The organism is Pseudoalteromonas sp. SG45-5, assembly GCF_014164085.1.
GTDB lineage: Bacteria > Pseudomonadota > Gammaproteobacteria > Enterobacterales > Alteromonadaceae > Pseudoalteromonas > Pseudoalteromonas aliena.
This window is the reverse complement of sequence record NZ_JACJEM010000009.1, coordinates 69,858-86,522: the sequence shown is the minus strand read 5'-3', so window position 1 is coordinate 86,522 and position 16,665 is coordinate 69,858. Positions and strand designations below refer to the sequence as shown.

Below are 16,665 nucleotides of genomic sequence, written 5' to 3'. Positions count from 1 at the left end.
TAAATAGTTTAACAATACACATTTGATGTAGTGTTAATCGTTATTTTATAAGCAAAGTCACTGCCAATGTTAATGAACGCTTATTTATTAGATTTTTTTAGTTCTAAATAAGCTGCTATACGGGACTACAATAATTGAGCAAATGCTGAACGACGTGTTGTCACGTCGTCACTATCAGACAAATTATCTGTTCATTGCTTTTTCTATCACGTTAAAAGTCGCTTCATGTTCAAACTTAACCAGCAATATATTACGCGCATTGCTGTTAATTGATCGCACGTGTTTACTAGGTATGTATAAAAGCTTTGGAAAACTTAACTCGGATCTGTATGATCGGCTACCCAGAATGTGCATCACGAATGTTTTAATGTGTTAAAAAGCACCGTTGTTATTTGCAAATACTAAATATTTGCGCTGCTGATTATCCCACTATTATTACAGTGTTAGCAACTAAATTATTTTACTTAAATTAGTGATTAGGCAATGTCAGAAAAAAACGACTTACAAGTAACTTATGTCACAATCAATGAGGACCATTTAGGTCAACGAATTGATAACTTTCTTATTACCCATTTAAAAGGGGTGCCTAAAAGCGCTATTTATAAACTATTGCGTAAAGGCGAGGTGCGAGTTAATAAAAAACGCATTAAGCCTGTGTATAAGCTGCAACTTGATGATGTACTGCGTATTGCGCCGATTAGAGTGGCTGAGCGCGAAGAATTTGTACCTTCAAAACTCGATAAAGTAACGCGCTTAGAAAACGATATATTATTTGAGGATAAATACCTTATTGTCATTAATAAACCATCCGGTATGGCCGTTCATGGCGGCAGTGGTTTAAGTTATGGTTTAATAGAAGCTTTGCGCGCACTTCGCCCAGAGGAGCGTAGCCTTGAGCTAGTTCATAGGCTTGACCGTGATACATCGGGTTGTTTACTTATAGCGAAGCGTCGTTCAGTGTTAACAGCATTGCATGAGCAACTTCGTGAAAAAACTATGGAAAAAAACTATTGGGCGCTTGTAGAAGGGCAGTGGGACTCTAAAACGAAGAATGTAACCGAAGGGCTGCGTAAAAATACACTTAAATCGGGTGAGCGCGTAGTACGTGTAGATAACACTGAAGGTAAACCTTCACATACTCGCTTTAAAGTACTTGAACGTTTTAACGATTGCTCATTGGTACAAGCATCGCCGGTTACAGGGCGCACGCACCAAATTCGTGTGCATACGCAATGTAAAGGTCACCCAATAGCGTGTGATGATAAATATGGCGATCAGGGTTTTGATGAATCTATGCGTAAAGTCGGTTTAAATCGCTTGTTTTTACATGCGCATGACTTGAGCTTTTATCATCCTAAAAATGAAACAACCATGCGTATTGAGGCACCACTAGACAAAACGCTTAAAAATACATTACTAAAATTACGAGATGCAAAACTGTGATTGCGATAACTCCCGTTAAAAAATATAAGCTTGTTATTTTTGATTGGGACGGCACTATTATGGATTCGGTCACTAAAATAGTGAACTGTATCCGCAGTAGTGCCGAATTGCTTAGCATCACACCACCAGGTGATGACGCAATCAAAAACATTATTGGCCTGTCGCTTGATAAAGCAATAGATGTTTTATTTCCAGCGAATACAGCACAACATGAAGCGTTAATTACAGGGTATAAACACCAATACAGTGTGGATATCACTCCTACTCCTGTATTTGACGATGTTGCTAGTGTATTAAGTGCTTTAAAAGAGCAGGGCATTGTTTTAGCTGTTGCCACAGGTAAAGGTAGGGGTGGGCTAGATCGTTTGCTTGAACAAAGCCAGTTGCGCCATTTTTTTAGTGCAACGCGAACAAGTGACGAAGCGCAATCTAAGCCCTCTCCAGATATGCTGTATCAATTGCTTGAAGAGCTTGGCATAAGCGCTCAAGATGCTGTAATGATTGGTGACACTCAAATAGACATGACAATGGCAAAAGCTGCTGGCATGGATCGAATAGGTGTCACTATGGGCGTACACGGTAAACAGCAGCTAAATGAGCTTGACCCTATTGCAACCGTAGATAACTATCTGCAGCTGCAACAGGTGCTACTTGGCTAATTTATTTTACTAACCTGAGCTCTGGATAATAAATCTATCTCAAGCTGCTATTTTCAGCGCTAACTACGTTGAATTTACTTGCAATAGGCCAGCTATTGACGCGTAAATTCGCCTTGTTTTCACTGAAAATCTCTGGCTAGAGAAAAATAAATTTAAATATCACTATGATTCAATACATTAGTAAATATCTTAACCAGAGTTCAGGTTAACTAGAACTTGTTTTGAACGGTTAGTACATCAATACCAAACTCAGCCAATAATTGGCTGAGTTTAATTAACGGTAAACCGATTAGGCTGTTAGGATCGTCTCCGCTTAGCTTTTCAAACAAACAGATCCCCAACCCTTCACTTTTAAAGCTGCCAGCACAGTTATACGGCTGCTCTGCATCGCAATAAGCACTAATTTGTGCGTCATTGAGTGTTTTAAATGTAACATCAAAAGGTTCAACACAGGTTTTTTTGGCGCCAGTTACAATATCGTAAACACAAAGCCCTGTTAAAAATGTTACAGTATGACCGCTAAATAAATTTAGTTGTTTTATGGCATTTTGCTTATTGTGTGGTTTACCTAAAATTTGATTATTAAACACAGCGACTTGGTCTGACCCAATAGCTAAGCCTTTGTTAAAGTGTTTATTAGCAGCAGATGCTTTTAATTCACTTAAACGTTTAACTAGTTCTGCGGGGGTTTCGCCTTTGTGCGCAGACTCGTCAACGTCTGGTGAAAATGTATCAAAGGGTAAATTAAATTTTTGTAATAAAGACTGCCTAAAAGGCGAGCTTGACGCTAATATAAGTGAGTGCATCACGGATTGTTTTCCTGCGATAAATAAGATTGAGTTAGGATAAATCAGATCCGTGAGTAAAACACGTTAAAAACCAAGTAAAAATGGTTTTTTACTTTGACTAACAAACTAACTATCTATATGATGCAGCCCCTATGCAAAAGGTGAAAATTCCCATCACTCTTCATCCAGGCAAAGCAGCGCAGCACCGTTTAAAGTATGACGGAATTGTACCGCTTGAAAAACTTACTCGTTTAGAGAAAGTTGTGCAGGAAGAAGTAGGTGAAATAGCGGTAAAAATTCATTGCAAAAACGACGATCAAGGTTTCGCTGTGATTAGAGGCAATTTGTCCACACACGTAACTGTGATTTGTCAACGTTGTAATGGTGATTTAGGGTTGGATTTGGTTCAAGACTTTGTATATTCACCAGTAGATGAAGATACTGAGTTAGATATTTTTCCAGAAGACTACGATGAAGTAGCACTTGATGAAAATGGTGAAGTTAACATCTTTAATTTAATTGAAGATGAACTGATTTTAGCAATTCCATTAGTGGCTACCCACAACGAAGCTTCATGCAGTTATTCAGCAAAGCCTGCCAGCTTTGGTGTTTTAAAGGCGGAAGATGATAAACCTAATCCATTTGATATTTTGAAACAACTTAAGAAAGATTCTTAGGAGAAGACTATGGCTGTACAAAAAAGCAAAAAGTCTCGTGCAAGACGCGGCATGCGCCGTTCACACGATGCGATCAGTGGTCCAACTTTAACTGTAGATCAAACATCTGGTGAGACTCATCGTCGTCACCATGTGACTGCAGATGGTTACTACAAAGGCGTTCAAGTAATTTCTAAATAAGAGATTACTTATATGCTGAATCATCTAACCATAGCGTTAGATATGATGGGGGGCGATTACGGCCCCCGTTCATCTATTCCTGCTGCCGTTCATGCGGTAAATGTTCATGCCAATTTAACACTCATTTTGTGTGGTAACGAACAGGTTATATCTAAAGAACTCGAATCCCTCGATTCTTTATCTCACCCAAGACTTATAATTCGTCATTGCAGTGAAATTGTCACAAATGCATGCGAACCTGCAATTGCTGTGCGTTCAAAAAAAGATTCTTCTATGCGTGTCGCCCTTGATTTAGTTAAATCGGGTGAGGCTCAAGCATGTGTCAGCTCTGGTAACACGGGCGCGCTATTCTTTATGGCTCACTACGTATTAAAAATGCTGCCAGGCGTTAAACGTGCTGCACTCATTTCAGCGGTACCCACAGAGCGTAAAAACCCAGTATATTTGCTCGATTTGGGCGCTAATGTACATTGCGACGCCGAAATGCTGTATCAGTTTGGCATTATGGGCTCTGTAGTGGCAGGGCAAGCTCTGGGCACTGATAACCCTCGTGTTAGTTTATTAAATATCGGCGCTGAAGACATTAAAGGCCATGATGATATTAAACAGGCCGCACAATTAATGCAGCAAAGCCCCTACATTAATTATATTGGTTACAGTGAAGGTAGCGATATTTTTACAGGTAAAGCTGATGTAATTGTATGCGAAGGATTTGTTGGTAATGTTGCGCTTAAAACATGTGAAGGTATTGCTAAGCTTATTATGAATAAGTTTACAGCAGCACTCGAAAAACACATTTTATACAAATGTTTGGCGTTTATGTTGCGTCCAATAATAAAAAAACTCTATAAAAGGGTGAACCCCGACCAGTATAACGGTGCTTCTCTGGTAGGATTGCGCGGTATTGTCGTTAAAAGCCATGGAAATGCCTCCGCTAAAGCATTTCAAGCTGCAATCGATGAAGCAGTTAAGGAAGTTGAACGTCAACTTCCTGATAAAATAGCTGCTATTTTCGAAAAAACACATTCTAAAGACACGGCGGTCAATCAATAATTGATGTGCCGTGTAATTCATTATTTATTTGTTTAATTAAAAAGAGCAAAGTATGGCACAAAAAATTGCACTTCTATTCCCAGGTCAAGGCTCGCAAAGCGTTGGTATGTTACACGCGCTACTAGAGAGTTCAGAGAGTGCTAAAGCAACATTTGCTGAGGCATCTGATGCGTTAGGTTACGACTTAGCAGAGTTAGTTCTTAATGGACCAGAAGAAAAATTAAATCAAACTCATCGAACTCAACCAGCCTTACTTACAGCAAGTGTTGCTATTTATCGTGATTGGTTAGCAGCAAACCCTGATACTGACGTTGTTATGGCAGGCCACAGCTTAGGTGAGTACTCGGCACTGGTATGTAGTGATGTTATTAGCTTGAGCGAAGCGGTTAAACTTGTTGAAAACCGTGGTTTTTATATGCAAGAAGCAGTTCCTGCTGGCATAGGTTCAATGGCGGCAATAATTGGTTTAGGCGATGAAGAAATTAAAGCAGCTTGCGCTGCGTCAGCTCAAGGCGACGTTGTCTCTCCAGTAAATTACAACTCTCCAGGCCAAGTTGTTATTGCAGGACATAAAGCGGCAGTAGATAGAGCATCGCAAGCATGTAAAGATGCTGGTGCTAAACGTGCACTACCACTTTCTGTAAGTGTCCCTTCGCACTGTGAATTAATGAAACCAGCAGCTGATAAATTAGCTGCTGATTTAGCCGCTTTAACATTTAATACACCTAAGTGTGATGTAATTAATAATGTTGACGTAAAAGCAGAACACTGTGCTGATGCAATCAAAAATGCACTAGTACGCCAGCTTTATAGCCCAGTTCGCTGGACTGAAACAGTGCAGGCATTAGTTGCACAAGGTGTAACGCAAAGCTACGAATTTGGTCCTGGTAAAGTACTAACAGGGCTGGCAAAACGAATCGATAAAGCAATGATCTGTGGCTCAGTAAACGATGCCGCTTCAATTGATGCAGCTAAATAAGAGTATATATAATGTCTAATTTATTTTCTTTAGAGGGCAAAGTTGTCCTCATCACCGGCGCTAGCCGTGGTATTGGTAAAGCAATCGCAACAACCTTAGTTGCACAAGGTGCAAAAGTTGCGGGTACTGCGACCAGTGAGTCAGGCGCTGCTAAAATCAGTGAATATTTAGGTGACAATGGTAAGGGCTATGCGCTAAACGTCACTGATCCTGCATCGATAGAGACAACACTTGCGGCAATAAAAGCGGACTTAGGTGACATCGATGTACTTGTAAATAACGCGGGTATTACACGTGACAACTTATTAATGCGTATGAAAGAGTCTGAGTGGGATGATATTATCGATACCAACCTAAGCTCAATCTTCCGTTTATCTAAAGCGGTATTACGTCCAATGATGAAGAAAAAGAACGGTCGTATTATTAACATAGGCTCAGTAGTCGGTACTATGGGCAATGCAGGGCAAGCCAATTATGCGGCAGCTAAAGCCGGTGTAATTGGTTTTTCTAAATCGCTTGCACGCGAAGTGGCTTCTCGTGGTATTACAGTAAATGTAGTAGCGCCTGGTTTTATTCAAACGGATATGACCGATGAACTCAGTGACGATCAAAAAGCAGCTACACTTGCTAATGTACCGGCAGGGCGTTTAGGCCAACCAGGCGAAATAGCCGCTGCAGTTTGTTACTTAGCATCTGATGCTGCGGCGTATGTATCAGGCGAAACTTTGCATGTAAATGGTGCGATGTACATGGTTTAATCGTTATTTTACCTGTACTAAAACTAATTTAAGTTAAGTAGAGTAACTCAAAAACATTGAATTTTTTGTGAACTTGCTTTAAACATACTTGAAATCGCTGCGAAAATAAGCGATAAAAGATAAAACTTACTCTCAGAGGTTTGACCAGATAATTATTTATGGTCAAATCATTGAATCAGAGAATTATGCGGCGTAAACTACGCGGCAATCTGAAAATAACGCATTGGCGTTTTTAATAAAGGAAAGAAGAATGAGCGATATCCAAGAACGCGTAAAGAAAATTATTATTGAACAACTAGGTGTTAAAGAAGAAGAAGTTAAAAATGAATCTTCTTTCGTAGATGACCTAGGTGCAGATTCTCTTGATACTGTTGAACTAGTTATGGCTCTTGAAGAAGAGTTTGATACTGAGATCCCAGACGAAGAAGCTGAAAAGATCACTACAGTACAAACTGCAATTGATTACGTTACAGCTCACGCTGAGTAATTTATCGCACATTAAGGGCAGCATTCGCTGCCCTTAATCTATATATCCAAACCACCTCAAAGTTCATGATTCAAAACCTAGCCTTAACCGCCAATCTTAATTAAAAATTATTTTTGTTTGTGTTATGCATTTTTAATCTATTTTGAGACTAGTACTTTGAGGTAGCTTGGGTATGATCATCCACCTTATAAAAATATCCCTTATTGGAGGCAAACCGTGGCTAAACGTCGAGTCGTCGTAACTGGCTTAGGAATGTTGACGCCGTTAGGTAATGATGTTCAATCAACCTGGCAAGGCTTATTAGATGGTAAAAGTGGTATTCAAACAATAACTCACTTTGACACATCAAAATTTGGTACAAAGTTCGCTGGTTTAATTAATGACTTTGATGCATCGGCTTACATGCCAGCTAAAGATGCTAAAAAGATGGATTTATTTATCCAGTACGGTATTGCAGCGGGTGTTCAAGCCTTTAAAGATTCTGGTCTAGAAGTAACAGAGCAAAATGCAACACGTATAGGTGTTGCTGTGGGCTCTGGCATTGGTGGGCTAACGCTTATAGAAGAAAACCACGTTAAACTATTAAATAGCGGTCCACGTAAGCTCTCACCATTTTACGTACCCTCTACCATTATTAATATGATTTCTGGTCATTTATCAATAATGCATGGACTCCGTGGGCCAAATATTTCTATTGTGACAGCCTGTACAACAGGTTTGCATAATATTGGTCATGCAGCGCGTATGATTGCATACGGTGATGCAGATGCAATGGTTGCCGGTGGTGCAGAAAAAGCAAGCACACCAATTGGTATGGGCGGCTTTAATGCGGCGCGCGCATTATCAACACGTAACGATGATCCACAAGCGGCTTCTCGTCCTTGGGACAAAGACCGTGACGGTTTTGTATTATCTGATGGGGCAGGTGTTGTTGTCGTTGAAGAATACGAACACGCTAAAGCACGTGGCGCTAAAATTTATGCCGAGCTGGTTGGCTTTGGTATGAGTGGCGATGCGCATCACATGACCTCCCCACCAGAGGACGGTGCAGGGGCCGCACTTGCGATGGAAAACGCGTTAAACGATGCACAAGTAAACGCACAGCAAGTGGGTTATATTAACGCACACGGTACATCAACGCATGCTGGTGATAAAGCTGAAACTGCGGCTGTTAAGTCTATTTTTGGTAATGGAGCTAAAGATGTAATGGTTGGTTCGTCTAAGTCAATGATGGGACACTTACTGGGTGCAGCGGGCTCTGTTGAGTCAATTATTTCGATTTTATCGCTTACAGATCAAAAAGTGTCTCCTACAATCAACCTTGATAACCCAGACGAAGGCTGTGATTTAGATTACATTGCGCACACTGCACGTGATGCCAAATTAGACTTTGCACTGTGTAACTCGTTCGGCTTTGGTGGTACTAATGGCTCGTTGCTGTTTAAAAAGGTATAATCTTTTTTAACAACGAACTAACTTATAAGAGCTCAGTTGTTTAACTGAGCTTTTTTTTATGCAAAAAATAATAAACCATACACAAACAATTATTACAGCACGTGATAGCAGCACCATCAGCATAAGCGATCGTGGCTTAAACTATGGTGATGGCTTTTTTACAACGGCTAAAGTTGTTGATGGGCAAGTACAGTATTGGCCTCATCATAAAGCGCGTTTGATTGAATGTGCAGAGCGTCTGGGGTTTCCTGAGTTAGACTTTTATAGCCTTGAAAATAAAATCACACAGCATATAACCGATCTGCAGCTCAGTGTGCTCAAAATACTGATAACCCGAGGTGAAGGTGGGCGTGGTTATAGCTTGCCAAGTGAATGTAATATTACTATTTTATTGAGTGTGCTCGATTACCCCCGCAATTATAGTGCACTTGCTAAAAAAGGAGTCAGGCTTGAAATAAGCCCCATTAAATTAGCAGCTCAGCCTTATTTAGCGGGACTTAAAACACTAAACCGCCTTGAGCAAGTACTTATAAAAAGAGCGATGCAAACGCAAAACTGCGACGATGTATTAGTCCTTGATCACAATAACAATGTAATTGAAGCATCTGCCGCCAATATTTTTGCGATTAAAAATCATAAAGTATTTTCACCATTGGTTGATGAGTGCGGAATAAAGGGCGTTTATCTGCAATCGTTATGTGATAAATTGCCTTTTGAATTTAAACGCGTGCAAGTAGAAGACTTAACCCAAGCCGACGCCGTATTTATGTGCAATAGCTTAATGGGAGCAGTGCCTGTAAAAAGTATTGAGCAACAGGTGTTTAATACAGCCAACAGCCATGCATTACTCACTAAATTATTAGCCAAGGAGGCTAAGTGTTAAAAGTTATTTTATCAGTGCTTTTTTTAGCTGTTATAACGACTGCTATTGGTTATCAGCAATTACAAGCGACAATAAATACCCCTTTAATGGTAACAAATAACACCCAGTTTGAAGTTAAACGCGGCACTGGCTTTAATAAGCTCTGTCAGCAGTGGCAAGCTAATAATTGGGTCGATAGCTGCTGGCGTTATCAAATAATCGCAAAACTAGATCCAACACTCACCGATTTAAAAGCGGGACTTTACGCGCTTTCAAATACGAGCGTTATCGATAACATAAAAAAAATAAATCAAGGGCAACAAGTTAGCTTTAGTTTTACTATTATTGAAGGCCAAGCACTGCGCGATGTGTTAGCGGCGATTAAAAATGCCACTAACTTAAAAAATGATTTAAACATTGAGCAACTAAGTCAGCAAGTATTGAGTAGCGATATACACCTTGAAGGGTGGTTATTTCCCGATACGTACCATTATCATAATAACGATACCGCAAGCAGTGTGTTAAAACGTGCAGCGCAAAAAATGCAGCAAACACTCGATGATGCATGGCAGCAACGGGCACAAAATTTACCTTATAACTCAGCTTATGAAGTATTAATAATGGCTTCAATTATTGAAAAAGAAACGGGGCTTGCCAGCGAGCGTCCGTTAATTGCCTCAGCGTTTGTAAATAGATTAAATACCAATATGCGCCTTCAAACCGATCCAACCGTAATATATGGGTTAGGAGAGAATTTTGATGGTGATATTAAACGCAAAGACTTACGCGACTACACACCCTACAATACGTATCGTATTAAGGGGTTACCGCCTACACCGATAGCCATGCCATCCAAAGCCGCTATTTTAGCCGCTGTTAATCCACCTCACAGTGAATACGTTTACTTTGTCGCAAAAGGTGATGGCAGTCATCAATTTTCAACCACGTTAAAGCAGCACAATGCAGCAGTTAAAACGTATATATTAAATAAAAAGAATTAATTTTTTATGAAACCAAAATTTATCGTCATTGAAGGCCTAGAAGGCGCTGGTAAATCTACGGCAATTTCATTATGCCAAGATTTCTTAAACAAAAAACAGATCGACTTTATAAACGTACGCGAACCAGGTGGTACACCGCTAGCCGAGTCACTACGCACCCTTGTAAAAGCAGAACACACTGAAGAAATTGCATTTGAGACCGAGCTGTTAATTATGTATGCGGCACGTTCGCAGTTGATGCATAACGTAATTAATCCAGCGCTTGAGCAAGGCAAATGGATACTTGCGGATCGTCATGATTTATCGTCTCAAGCCTATCAAGGTGGCGGGCGTGGTATTAGCTCAAATACACTCGCGTCGTTATCGTCAATGGTATTAAAAGGACTAAAACCTGATTTAACTATTTACCTTGATATTGACCCTGTTATTGGCCTTGAACGTGCGAAAGGGCGAGGTGAGTTAGATCGTATAGAACAAGAAGCGATTGAGTTTTTCCAACGTACACGAATGCGTTACCTTGAGCTTGCTAGTGACGATAGTTCAATTCAAACAGTTGACGCAAATCAAGATATTGACAAAGTGCATCGTGATATCACCAACGTATTACGTACATTTTTTGAAGGGTTAAAATAACATGGCATTGCCTTGGTTACACGATACAGAGCAACGCTTAGCGCAAAGCTTTCGTGGCCATCGCTTTCATCATGCGCAATTATTTTGCGGGCCTATTGGTGTTGGTAAATTTGAGTTAAGTGATCAGTTAGCTAATGCACTATTGTGCCAAAATGTAGTGGCGCAATCAGCGGCTCCTAACAGCATTTTAGCCCCGTGCGGACATTGTAAGAGTTGTTCGTTAACGCTCGCGGGTACACATCCCGATAAACGTTTAACGCAGGTAGATGGGCAAAGTATAGGCGTAGATGATATTCGGGGTATTAGTGATTTTATGCATCACTCTGCAGCGCAAAATGGCAACAAAGTTGTTGTCATCGAAAACTGTGAAAAAATGACAACAGCCGCAGCAAATGCATTATTAAAAACATTAGAAGAGCCAAGTAATAGCCGATTTTTAATACTGACCACAAGCCAAGCTGCGCAACTTCCAGCGACTATATTGAGCCGTTGTGCTAAAACCGATGTAAAAGTAACAAACACACAGCTTGCCCAGCAATGGCTTGAAGCATTGCAAATTACCGGTTATAGCTGGTTGCCTCTTTTTTACAACCAGCCGTTACAAATAAAGCAGTGGCAAGAGCAAAATCAGCTACAAAGTATTGATATGCTCTATAAATTTGCAACTGAGTTTAAACAAAGTCATAATTTCAAAGCGTTAGTCGATATTATAAATAAACAGCCTGAGCTTGTTCGTATATTTACTTTGTTCTTAAGTGAGCAATTAAAGCGGCAGCTGTTGCAAGGTATGAACTTTGAAGCGTATCAAGTTGCGCAACAAGCACTGAGCGAGTTTTTGCAAAATAATACAAAGATCCTTGGCCTTAATTTATCGCTGGCAGTATCGCGATTAGCGTACATATTACGTAATCAATAAACAGGACTAAACATGCAAGAGCTATTAGTTGATATAGATGACCTCGATGAGTTATATCGCTGTTATATGCCTTACCTAAACAAAGGGGGCTTGTTTGTGCGAACGAATATGCGCTACGAAGCGGGTCATTCATTGGCGCTTAGAGTCACATTACCCGATGCACTAGAGGATGACGTAGTCACCGGTAAAGTATCGTGGATCACGCCTCAAGGCGCACAAAGTTCAAACCCGCCTGGCATAGGTATTAGCTTTTTAGATGATAAAACAAACCTAAATGCCAAGATCGAAAAACTACTGGGGACTATGTTAAACTCCGGTAATCCAACTTACACCATGTAGTAATAACAGGCTCAATTTTGATAGTAGATTCACATTGCCATTTAGACCGTCTTGATTTTGATAAACTCGATTTAAACCTTGACCAAGTGCTTGATAAAGCACGCGAAAAAAAGATTGAACATTTTTTATGTGTAAGCGTAACACTTGATCAGTTTCCAAGTATGCTCGATAAAATTAAGCATTATGCTGATGTATCAGCCTCTTGTGGTGTTCATCCGCTTGATCAAAAAGACGCGCTCAATAAACAATTATTAACCGAACTCGCATCGCATGAAAAAGTAGTTGCGATTGGCGAAACAGGCCTAGATTACTACTACGCAAAAGACACACACGCAGTGCAACAAGCTAGTTTTGTTGGGCATATTGAAGTGGCTAACGAATTGCAAAAGCCGTTAATTATTCATACTCGTGATGCACGCGACGACACCATTAATTTAATGCGTGAGCATAAAGCTGAAAATTGCGGCGGTGTATTACATTGTTTTACAGAAGATTGGGATATGGCTAAAAAAGCTATAGACATGGGCTTTTACATTTCTATTTCAGGCATTGTTACGTTTAAAAATGCGGTAGAGCTAAAAGACGTTGTTAAAAAAATTCCACTCGATCGTTTATTAATAGAGACCGACTCGCCTTATTTAGCGCCAGTACCCCATCGCGGGCAAACTAATCAGCCAGCGTACGTAGAAGATGTCGCTTATTATATAAGTGAATTAAAGGGTATTAGTTTTAACGAGTTAGCTAAAGCGACGACTGACAATTTTTACTCTTTATTTAAATTAGCAGCTAAAGGCTAACCCTATGATGACTAAAACGGGGCAACTTCCTATTTTACTAATGGGGCCAATGGTGCGCCGTGCAGAGCAAGCGGGTGTGTGCATTCAGTTTGCTACATCCAAGCCTGCAAATTGTCGTATAGATCTTATAAATAACGAAAGTTACAGTGAACAGCAAAGTATTGCGCTAGGCGAGCACTTATTTTTACACTTTGTTGTTATAAAACCTATAAACGAGCAGTTTCCTCTCGATACACAGCTCCCTTATGCGCTTTTTATCGATGGTAAGAACATTGATTTATCTCCTTGGTGTTTTGAAAACCAGCCAACTCCCGCGTTTGTAATTCCTAATAAACTGACTGATATTTTGCATGGTTCGTGTCGTAACGCACATCACCCTGCAAAAGATAGTTTAGTATCGGCAAGTAAATGGCAAAACACTCAGCGCAGTAAGAATGAACAAGGCGCGCAGCTACTTTTGCTCAGCGGCGATCAGGTGTATGCCGATGATGTAGCAGGGCCTATGTTGTTGGTTATTTATCAATTAATAGATCAGCTTGGCATATATAAAGAGCAACCACTTGAGCTTGCTTTGCCCAGCGATATAAACGAGCAGCTTTATAATAGGCATCATTTTTTACCTAAAACGCCGTGGCAAAATCGTTCTAAGTTAGGCGTAGGTTATTGGTTAAAAAAAGACGAACCGCACTTTTCAAGCGTCAAGGCTTACAATCACCTTATTTATTTTGAAGAATATATCGCGCTCTATTTGCTGAATTTTAGTGCGGCAGCTTGGGCATGTGTTGATCTAGAGAAGACGCAATATACAGGGCAAAATAATAGAAATCAGACTATTTTCAATGCTGAGAAAACGGCTCTAATTGACTATGCAGAAGGTTTGAGTGAGGTAGAGCGGTTATTTGCTAATGTATCTACGTTGATGATGTTTGACGATCACGATGTCACGGATGATTGGAATCTTACTGCTGGGTGGGAGCAAGCAATAAGTCAAAATAAAAGTAGTAAACGTATTGTGAGCAATGGCTTAGCCAGTTATTGGTTATTTCAAGGAATAGGTAATGATGCACTCACTAAAACAAGTGCATTAATACAACCGTTCAAAGATAGCTTAGTTGATGAGGGTGTTTGGCAATTTAAAGCATTTGACAAGTCCTTACATGAGTTTAACTACTGGCATTACGAACTAACTACAACACCTAAAGTTGTTGTGCTAGACACCCGTACACATCGCTGGCGCAACGAGTCAAACTTTAACGAACCGTCTGGTTTACTGGATTGGGCGCGTTTAACTGATCTTGAAGAAAGCCTGTTAAGTCACGAACAAGTTATTATTGTATCGCCCGCCCCCGTGTTTGGTGTTAAATCAATAGAAGCGATTCAAGCCATGTTTAATATGTGTGGGCAACCGCTTATGGTTGACGTAGAAAATTGGATGGCACACGAAGGCTCGGCTAAAAAATTACTTGATACGTTTAGACGCACAGACACACCAAACGAAACACTTATTCTATCTGGAGACGTACATTACTCGTTCTGTTTTTCGGTACAAAAGCGTTTTGGTGATCACCCCAACCGAATTTGGCAACTCACTGCCAGTGGCATTAAAAACGAATTCCCTCGTAAACTTATAAACGTACTTGATAAGCTCGACTCCATTTTATACGGTCCAAAAAGTCCATTAAACTTTTTTACAAAGCGCTGGCATATGGAAGTAGATAAACACCAAACTATAGATGAAGGGCAAAAATATTTAGTGAGTGATTCGGCTATTAGTTTAATAACCTTAGAGCAGGGGAATTTATCCCGCTATCAGCTTATTCATGGCGACGGGCATTTAACTGAGTTTGATTTAGAGCATAACTAATAAGTATCCATGAACGTAAAAGCGTAGATTTTAAACGCCAGCAAGCTGTGCGTCTACAAGTGAGTTTAACCACAGTGTTAAACTTTACCGGTAGACGTTGAGCTTGCTCACGTTAGAAGTGAAGCTTCTCATTACTTAAAAAATTGGTCTGACCACTGCGGAGTTTTTCAAGTTAGTTGTCGCATCAAGTTAAATTTGTTTGCAGTTACTAGCTCCTAAAATTACTTCTCTTTTTCTTCTCCGTCTCCTCGGTGGTTAATTTATTATTGATATACCAGCGAGTTCGATTAAATATAAAAGCGTTGCTTTTAGACGCAAGTAAATTGAACCTTAGCGGTAGACGCAGAGCTTGCTCGCGTTAGAAGCGCAGCTTCTAATCACTCTATGTTAGGTAATTACTTGGCTTTGTATTTAACCATGCTCTTTTCGGTTTCGCTTGGGTGCAGGTAATTTATTGGTTAATATTGCTAAGCATAAAATAGTGATAAATAGCATTGAATTTGCGCCGGCCTGCAGTGAGTAGTCAACCGATGAGTGTAGTAGCATCGCGACTATGGCTGTGGCACAAGCAAAGGCCACCCCCTGAAATAGCGCCGTTTTACGCTTTCGCATCGTCGTAATACACAACCATAAACAATAAAGCACAAGCAAACCAAGTAGTGATGTAGCGGGTATGCCAAGCTCGGCTGCAAACTGAACATAATCATTGTGAGCGTTATCATAGTAGCCAGAGTAGGGCTCAGATTGATACTGAGGGAACGCGGTATAAAACGTACCACCGCCGGCGCCTAAAAACGGATGATCTAATATAAGCGGAATTGAGTCGCGAACTACTTCGTCACGAGTTTCTGAATGTAAGCTAGTTTCAGTGATCCGCTGTTTTACTTTTTCTACATCAAATATGGCACCAATGATAATTAAATCAATAATAAAAAAACTAACAATAAGTAATTTGAATGATCGAGGTTTTTGTTTGTATATAAATAAAGCGAGTGCGCTTATTATCATCAGAGCAATAAAAAAGGCCGAGTTACCCATGCGGCTACGGGTTAAAATGAGTGCAACAATAATTATAATTAAAGACACTCGCAATATAATTTTAGAACTTAATAATATTTCAGCCCATGCTCGCATGGTTTGCTCAAAAGTTTGTTTATAATCACTATTACTTCTTTTTAACTCGCTGATCAAAACACCAATACCTAAACATAAGCACAGAGATAAATAGTTTGCTAAAAAGTTAGAGTATGTAAATGTCCCAATTGCACGATCAGTATGCTTATAACTAAACAAAGGGCTAACGATATCGGGTGACAGATTTAAGTAACTGGCATATAAGGCTTGGAATACACCCGCACAAATAATGGCATAAATGAGTTTTCTGATTCGAAGAGCATTATTACAGTAGATAAATATTAACCAGCAAAACAGTATCATAAAGCCAGTTTTAAGAAGCATTTGCTTTGTTTGAAAAGCATCGACACTGGTGCCTAATAACTGTATACCACACACCAAAACAACAACGCCAAGCACACTAAATAAAGGCCAAGAGTATAACGGAGGATAAAGCGCTTGTTTGTCGTTCATAACACTATTAACTAAGTGAGTGCAAAACGTAGCAGCAATTAAAATGCCCATAGCTAAAATAGCCCAAGGCCTATAACTGCCTAAAGGGAGGGGAAGTAAAAATAGTATGGTGCAGATACAAAAGAATATGAAACGATTCAAAATAAACTCTAAAGCAAAAACGCAGCCTCAAGGCTGCGTTTATATT

At 39.9% G+C, this 16,665-nt stretch carries 18 protein-coding genes; 16 read left to right on the top strand and 2 right to left on the bottom strand.

The window, feature by feature from the left end; genetic code table 11:
* Positions 1–483: 483 nt before the first annotated feature.
* Positions 484–1,443 carry a 23S rRNA pseudouridine(955/2504/2580) synthase RluC gene (gene rluC / locus H5119_RS04375; RefSeq protein ID WP_077538268.1) on the top strand — a complete coding sequence of 320 codons (960 nt, stop codon included), beginning with the start codon at positions 484–486 and terminating at the stop codon, positions 1,441–1,443.
* Positions 1,440–2,102, top strand: coding sequence for an HAD-IA family hydrolase (locus H5119_RS04370; RefSeq protein WP_310737435.1), 663 nt, complete (start codon positions 1,440–1,442; stop codon positions 2,100–2,102). The genes rluC and H5119_RS04370 overlap by 4 nt, the downstream gene beginning before the upstream one ends.
* Before the next feature lie 209 nt (positions 2,103–2,311).
* On the opposite strand, the gene H5119_RS04365 is transcribed toward H5119_RS04370, so the two are convergent.
* Complete coding sequence (locus tag H5119_RS04365) at positions 2,312–2,911, bottom strand: nucleoside triphosphate pyrophosphatase (protein ID WP_182701349.1); 600 nt, start codon at positions 2,909–2,911, stop codon at positions 2,312–2,314.
* 131 nt (positions 2,912–3,042) lie between these two features.
* On the opposite strand from H5119_RS04365, the gene yceD reads away from it, so the two are divergent.
* The 14 genes from yceD to H5119_RS04295 all read left to right on the top strand — a co-directional run bounded on the left by yceD (position 3,043) and on the right by H5119_RS04295 (position 14,891).
* On the top strand, positions 3,043–3,567 hold the full coding sequence (gene yceD / locus H5119_RS04360; protein ID WP_182701348.1) for a 23S rRNA accumulation protein YceD: 525 nt from the start codon (positions 3,043–3,045) through the stop codon (positions 3,565–3,567).
* A 9-nt stretch (positions 3,568–3,576) separates the two neighbouring features.
* On the top strand, positions 3,577–3,747 hold the full coding sequence (gene rpmF / locus H5119_RS04355; protein ID WP_002962381.1) for a 50S ribosomal protein L32: 171 nt from the start codon (positions 3,577–3,579) through the stop codon (positions 3,745–3,747).
* Positions 3,748–3,759: 12 nt separating this feature from the next.
* A complete protein-coding gene (plsX, locus tag H5119_RS04350; RefSeq protein ID WP_077538265.1) occupies positions 3,760–4,800 on the top strand; it encodes a phosphate acyltransferase PlsX in 1,041 nt (346 codons plus the stop codon).
* A 52-nt stretch (positions 4,801–4,852) separates the two neighbouring features.
* Entirely contained in the window at positions 4,853–5,779 is a 927-nt protein-coding gene (gene fabD / locus H5119_RS04345) for an ACP S-malonyltransferase (RefSeq protein WP_182701347.1), read from the top strand.
* A gap of 11 nt (positions 5,780–5,790) precedes the next feature.
* Positions 5,791–6,537 (top strand): 3-oxoacyl-ACP reductase FabG, encoded by a 747-nt coding sequence (gene fabG, locus H5119_RS04340; RefSeq protein ID WP_182701346.1) that lies wholly within the window; start codon positions 5,791–5,793, stop codon positions 6,535–6,537.
* A gap of 250 nt (positions 6,538–6,787) precedes the next feature.
* Complete coding sequence (gene acpP / locus H5119_RS04335) at positions 6,788–7,024, top strand: acyl carrier protein (RefSeq protein WP_002962377.1); 237 nt, start codon at positions 6,788–6,790, stop codon at positions 7,022–7,024.
* A 216-nt stretch (positions 7,025–7,240) separates the two neighbouring features.
* Positions 7,241–8,479 carry a beta-ketoacyl-ACP synthase II gene (fabF, locus tag H5119_RS04330; RefSeq protein WP_182701345.1) on the top strand — a complete coding sequence of 413 codons (1,239 nt, stop codon included), beginning with the start codon at positions 7,241–7,243 and terminating at the stop codon, positions 8,477–8,479.
* A gap of 58 nt (positions 8,480–8,537) precedes the next feature.
* Positions 8,538–9,362 carry an aminodeoxychorismate lyase gene (pabC, locus tag H5119_RS04325; protein ID WP_182701344.1) on the top strand — a complete coding sequence of 275 codons (825 nt, stop codon included), beginning with the start codon at positions 8,538–8,540 and terminating at the stop codon, positions 9,360–9,362.
* On the top strand, positions 9,356–10,342 hold the full coding sequence (mltG, locus tag H5119_RS04320; protein ID WP_077538261.1) for an endolytic transglycosylase MltG: 987 nt from the start codon (positions 9,356–9,358) through the stop codon (positions 10,340–10,342). Before pabC ends, mltG begins: the two co-directional genes overlap by 7 nt.
* Before the next feature lie 6 nt (positions 10,343–10,348).
* On the top strand, positions 10,349–10,975 hold the full coding sequence (gene tmk, locus H5119_RS04315) for a dTMP kinase (protein WP_077538260.1): 627 nt from the start codon (positions 10,349–10,351) through the stop codon (positions 10,973–10,975).
* Between the two features lies 1 nt (position 10,976).
* Complete coding sequence (locus H5119_RS04310; protein WP_182701343.1) at positions 10,977–11,891, top strand: DNA polymerase III subunit; 915 nt, start codon at positions 10,977–10,979, stop codon at positions 11,889–11,891.
* A 12-nt stretch (positions 11,892–11,903) separates the two neighbouring features.
* Complete coding sequence (locus tag H5119_RS04305; protein ID WP_077538258.1) at positions 11,904–12,230, top strand: PilZ domain-containing protein; 327 nt, start codon at positions 11,904–11,906, stop codon at positions 12,228–12,230.
* 17 nt (positions 12,231–12,247) lie between these two features.
* A complete protein-coding gene (locus tag H5119_RS04300; protein ID WP_182701342.1) occupies positions 12,248–13,027 on the top strand; it encodes a TatD family hydrolase in 780 nt (259 codons plus the stop codon).
* Between the two features lie 4 nt (positions 13,028–13,031).
* Positions 13,032–14,891 carry an alkaline phosphatase D family protein gene (locus H5119_RS04295; RefSeq protein WP_182701341.1) on the top strand — a complete coding sequence of 620 codons (1,860 nt, stop codon included), beginning with the start codon at positions 13,032–13,034 and terminating at the stop codon, positions 14,889–14,891.
* A 411-nt stretch (positions 14,892–15,302) separates the two neighbouring features.
* Here H5119_RS04295 and H5119_RS04290 read toward each other — a convergent pair whose 3' ends face one another.
* Positions 15,303–16,619 carry an O-antigen ligase gene (locus tag H5119_RS04290; RefSeq protein ID WP_182701340.1) on the bottom strand — a complete coding sequence of 439 codons (1,317 nt, stop codon included), beginning with the start codon at positions 16,617–16,619 and terminating at the stop codon, positions 15,303–15,305.
* Positions 16,620–16,665: the final 46 nt, after the last annotated feature.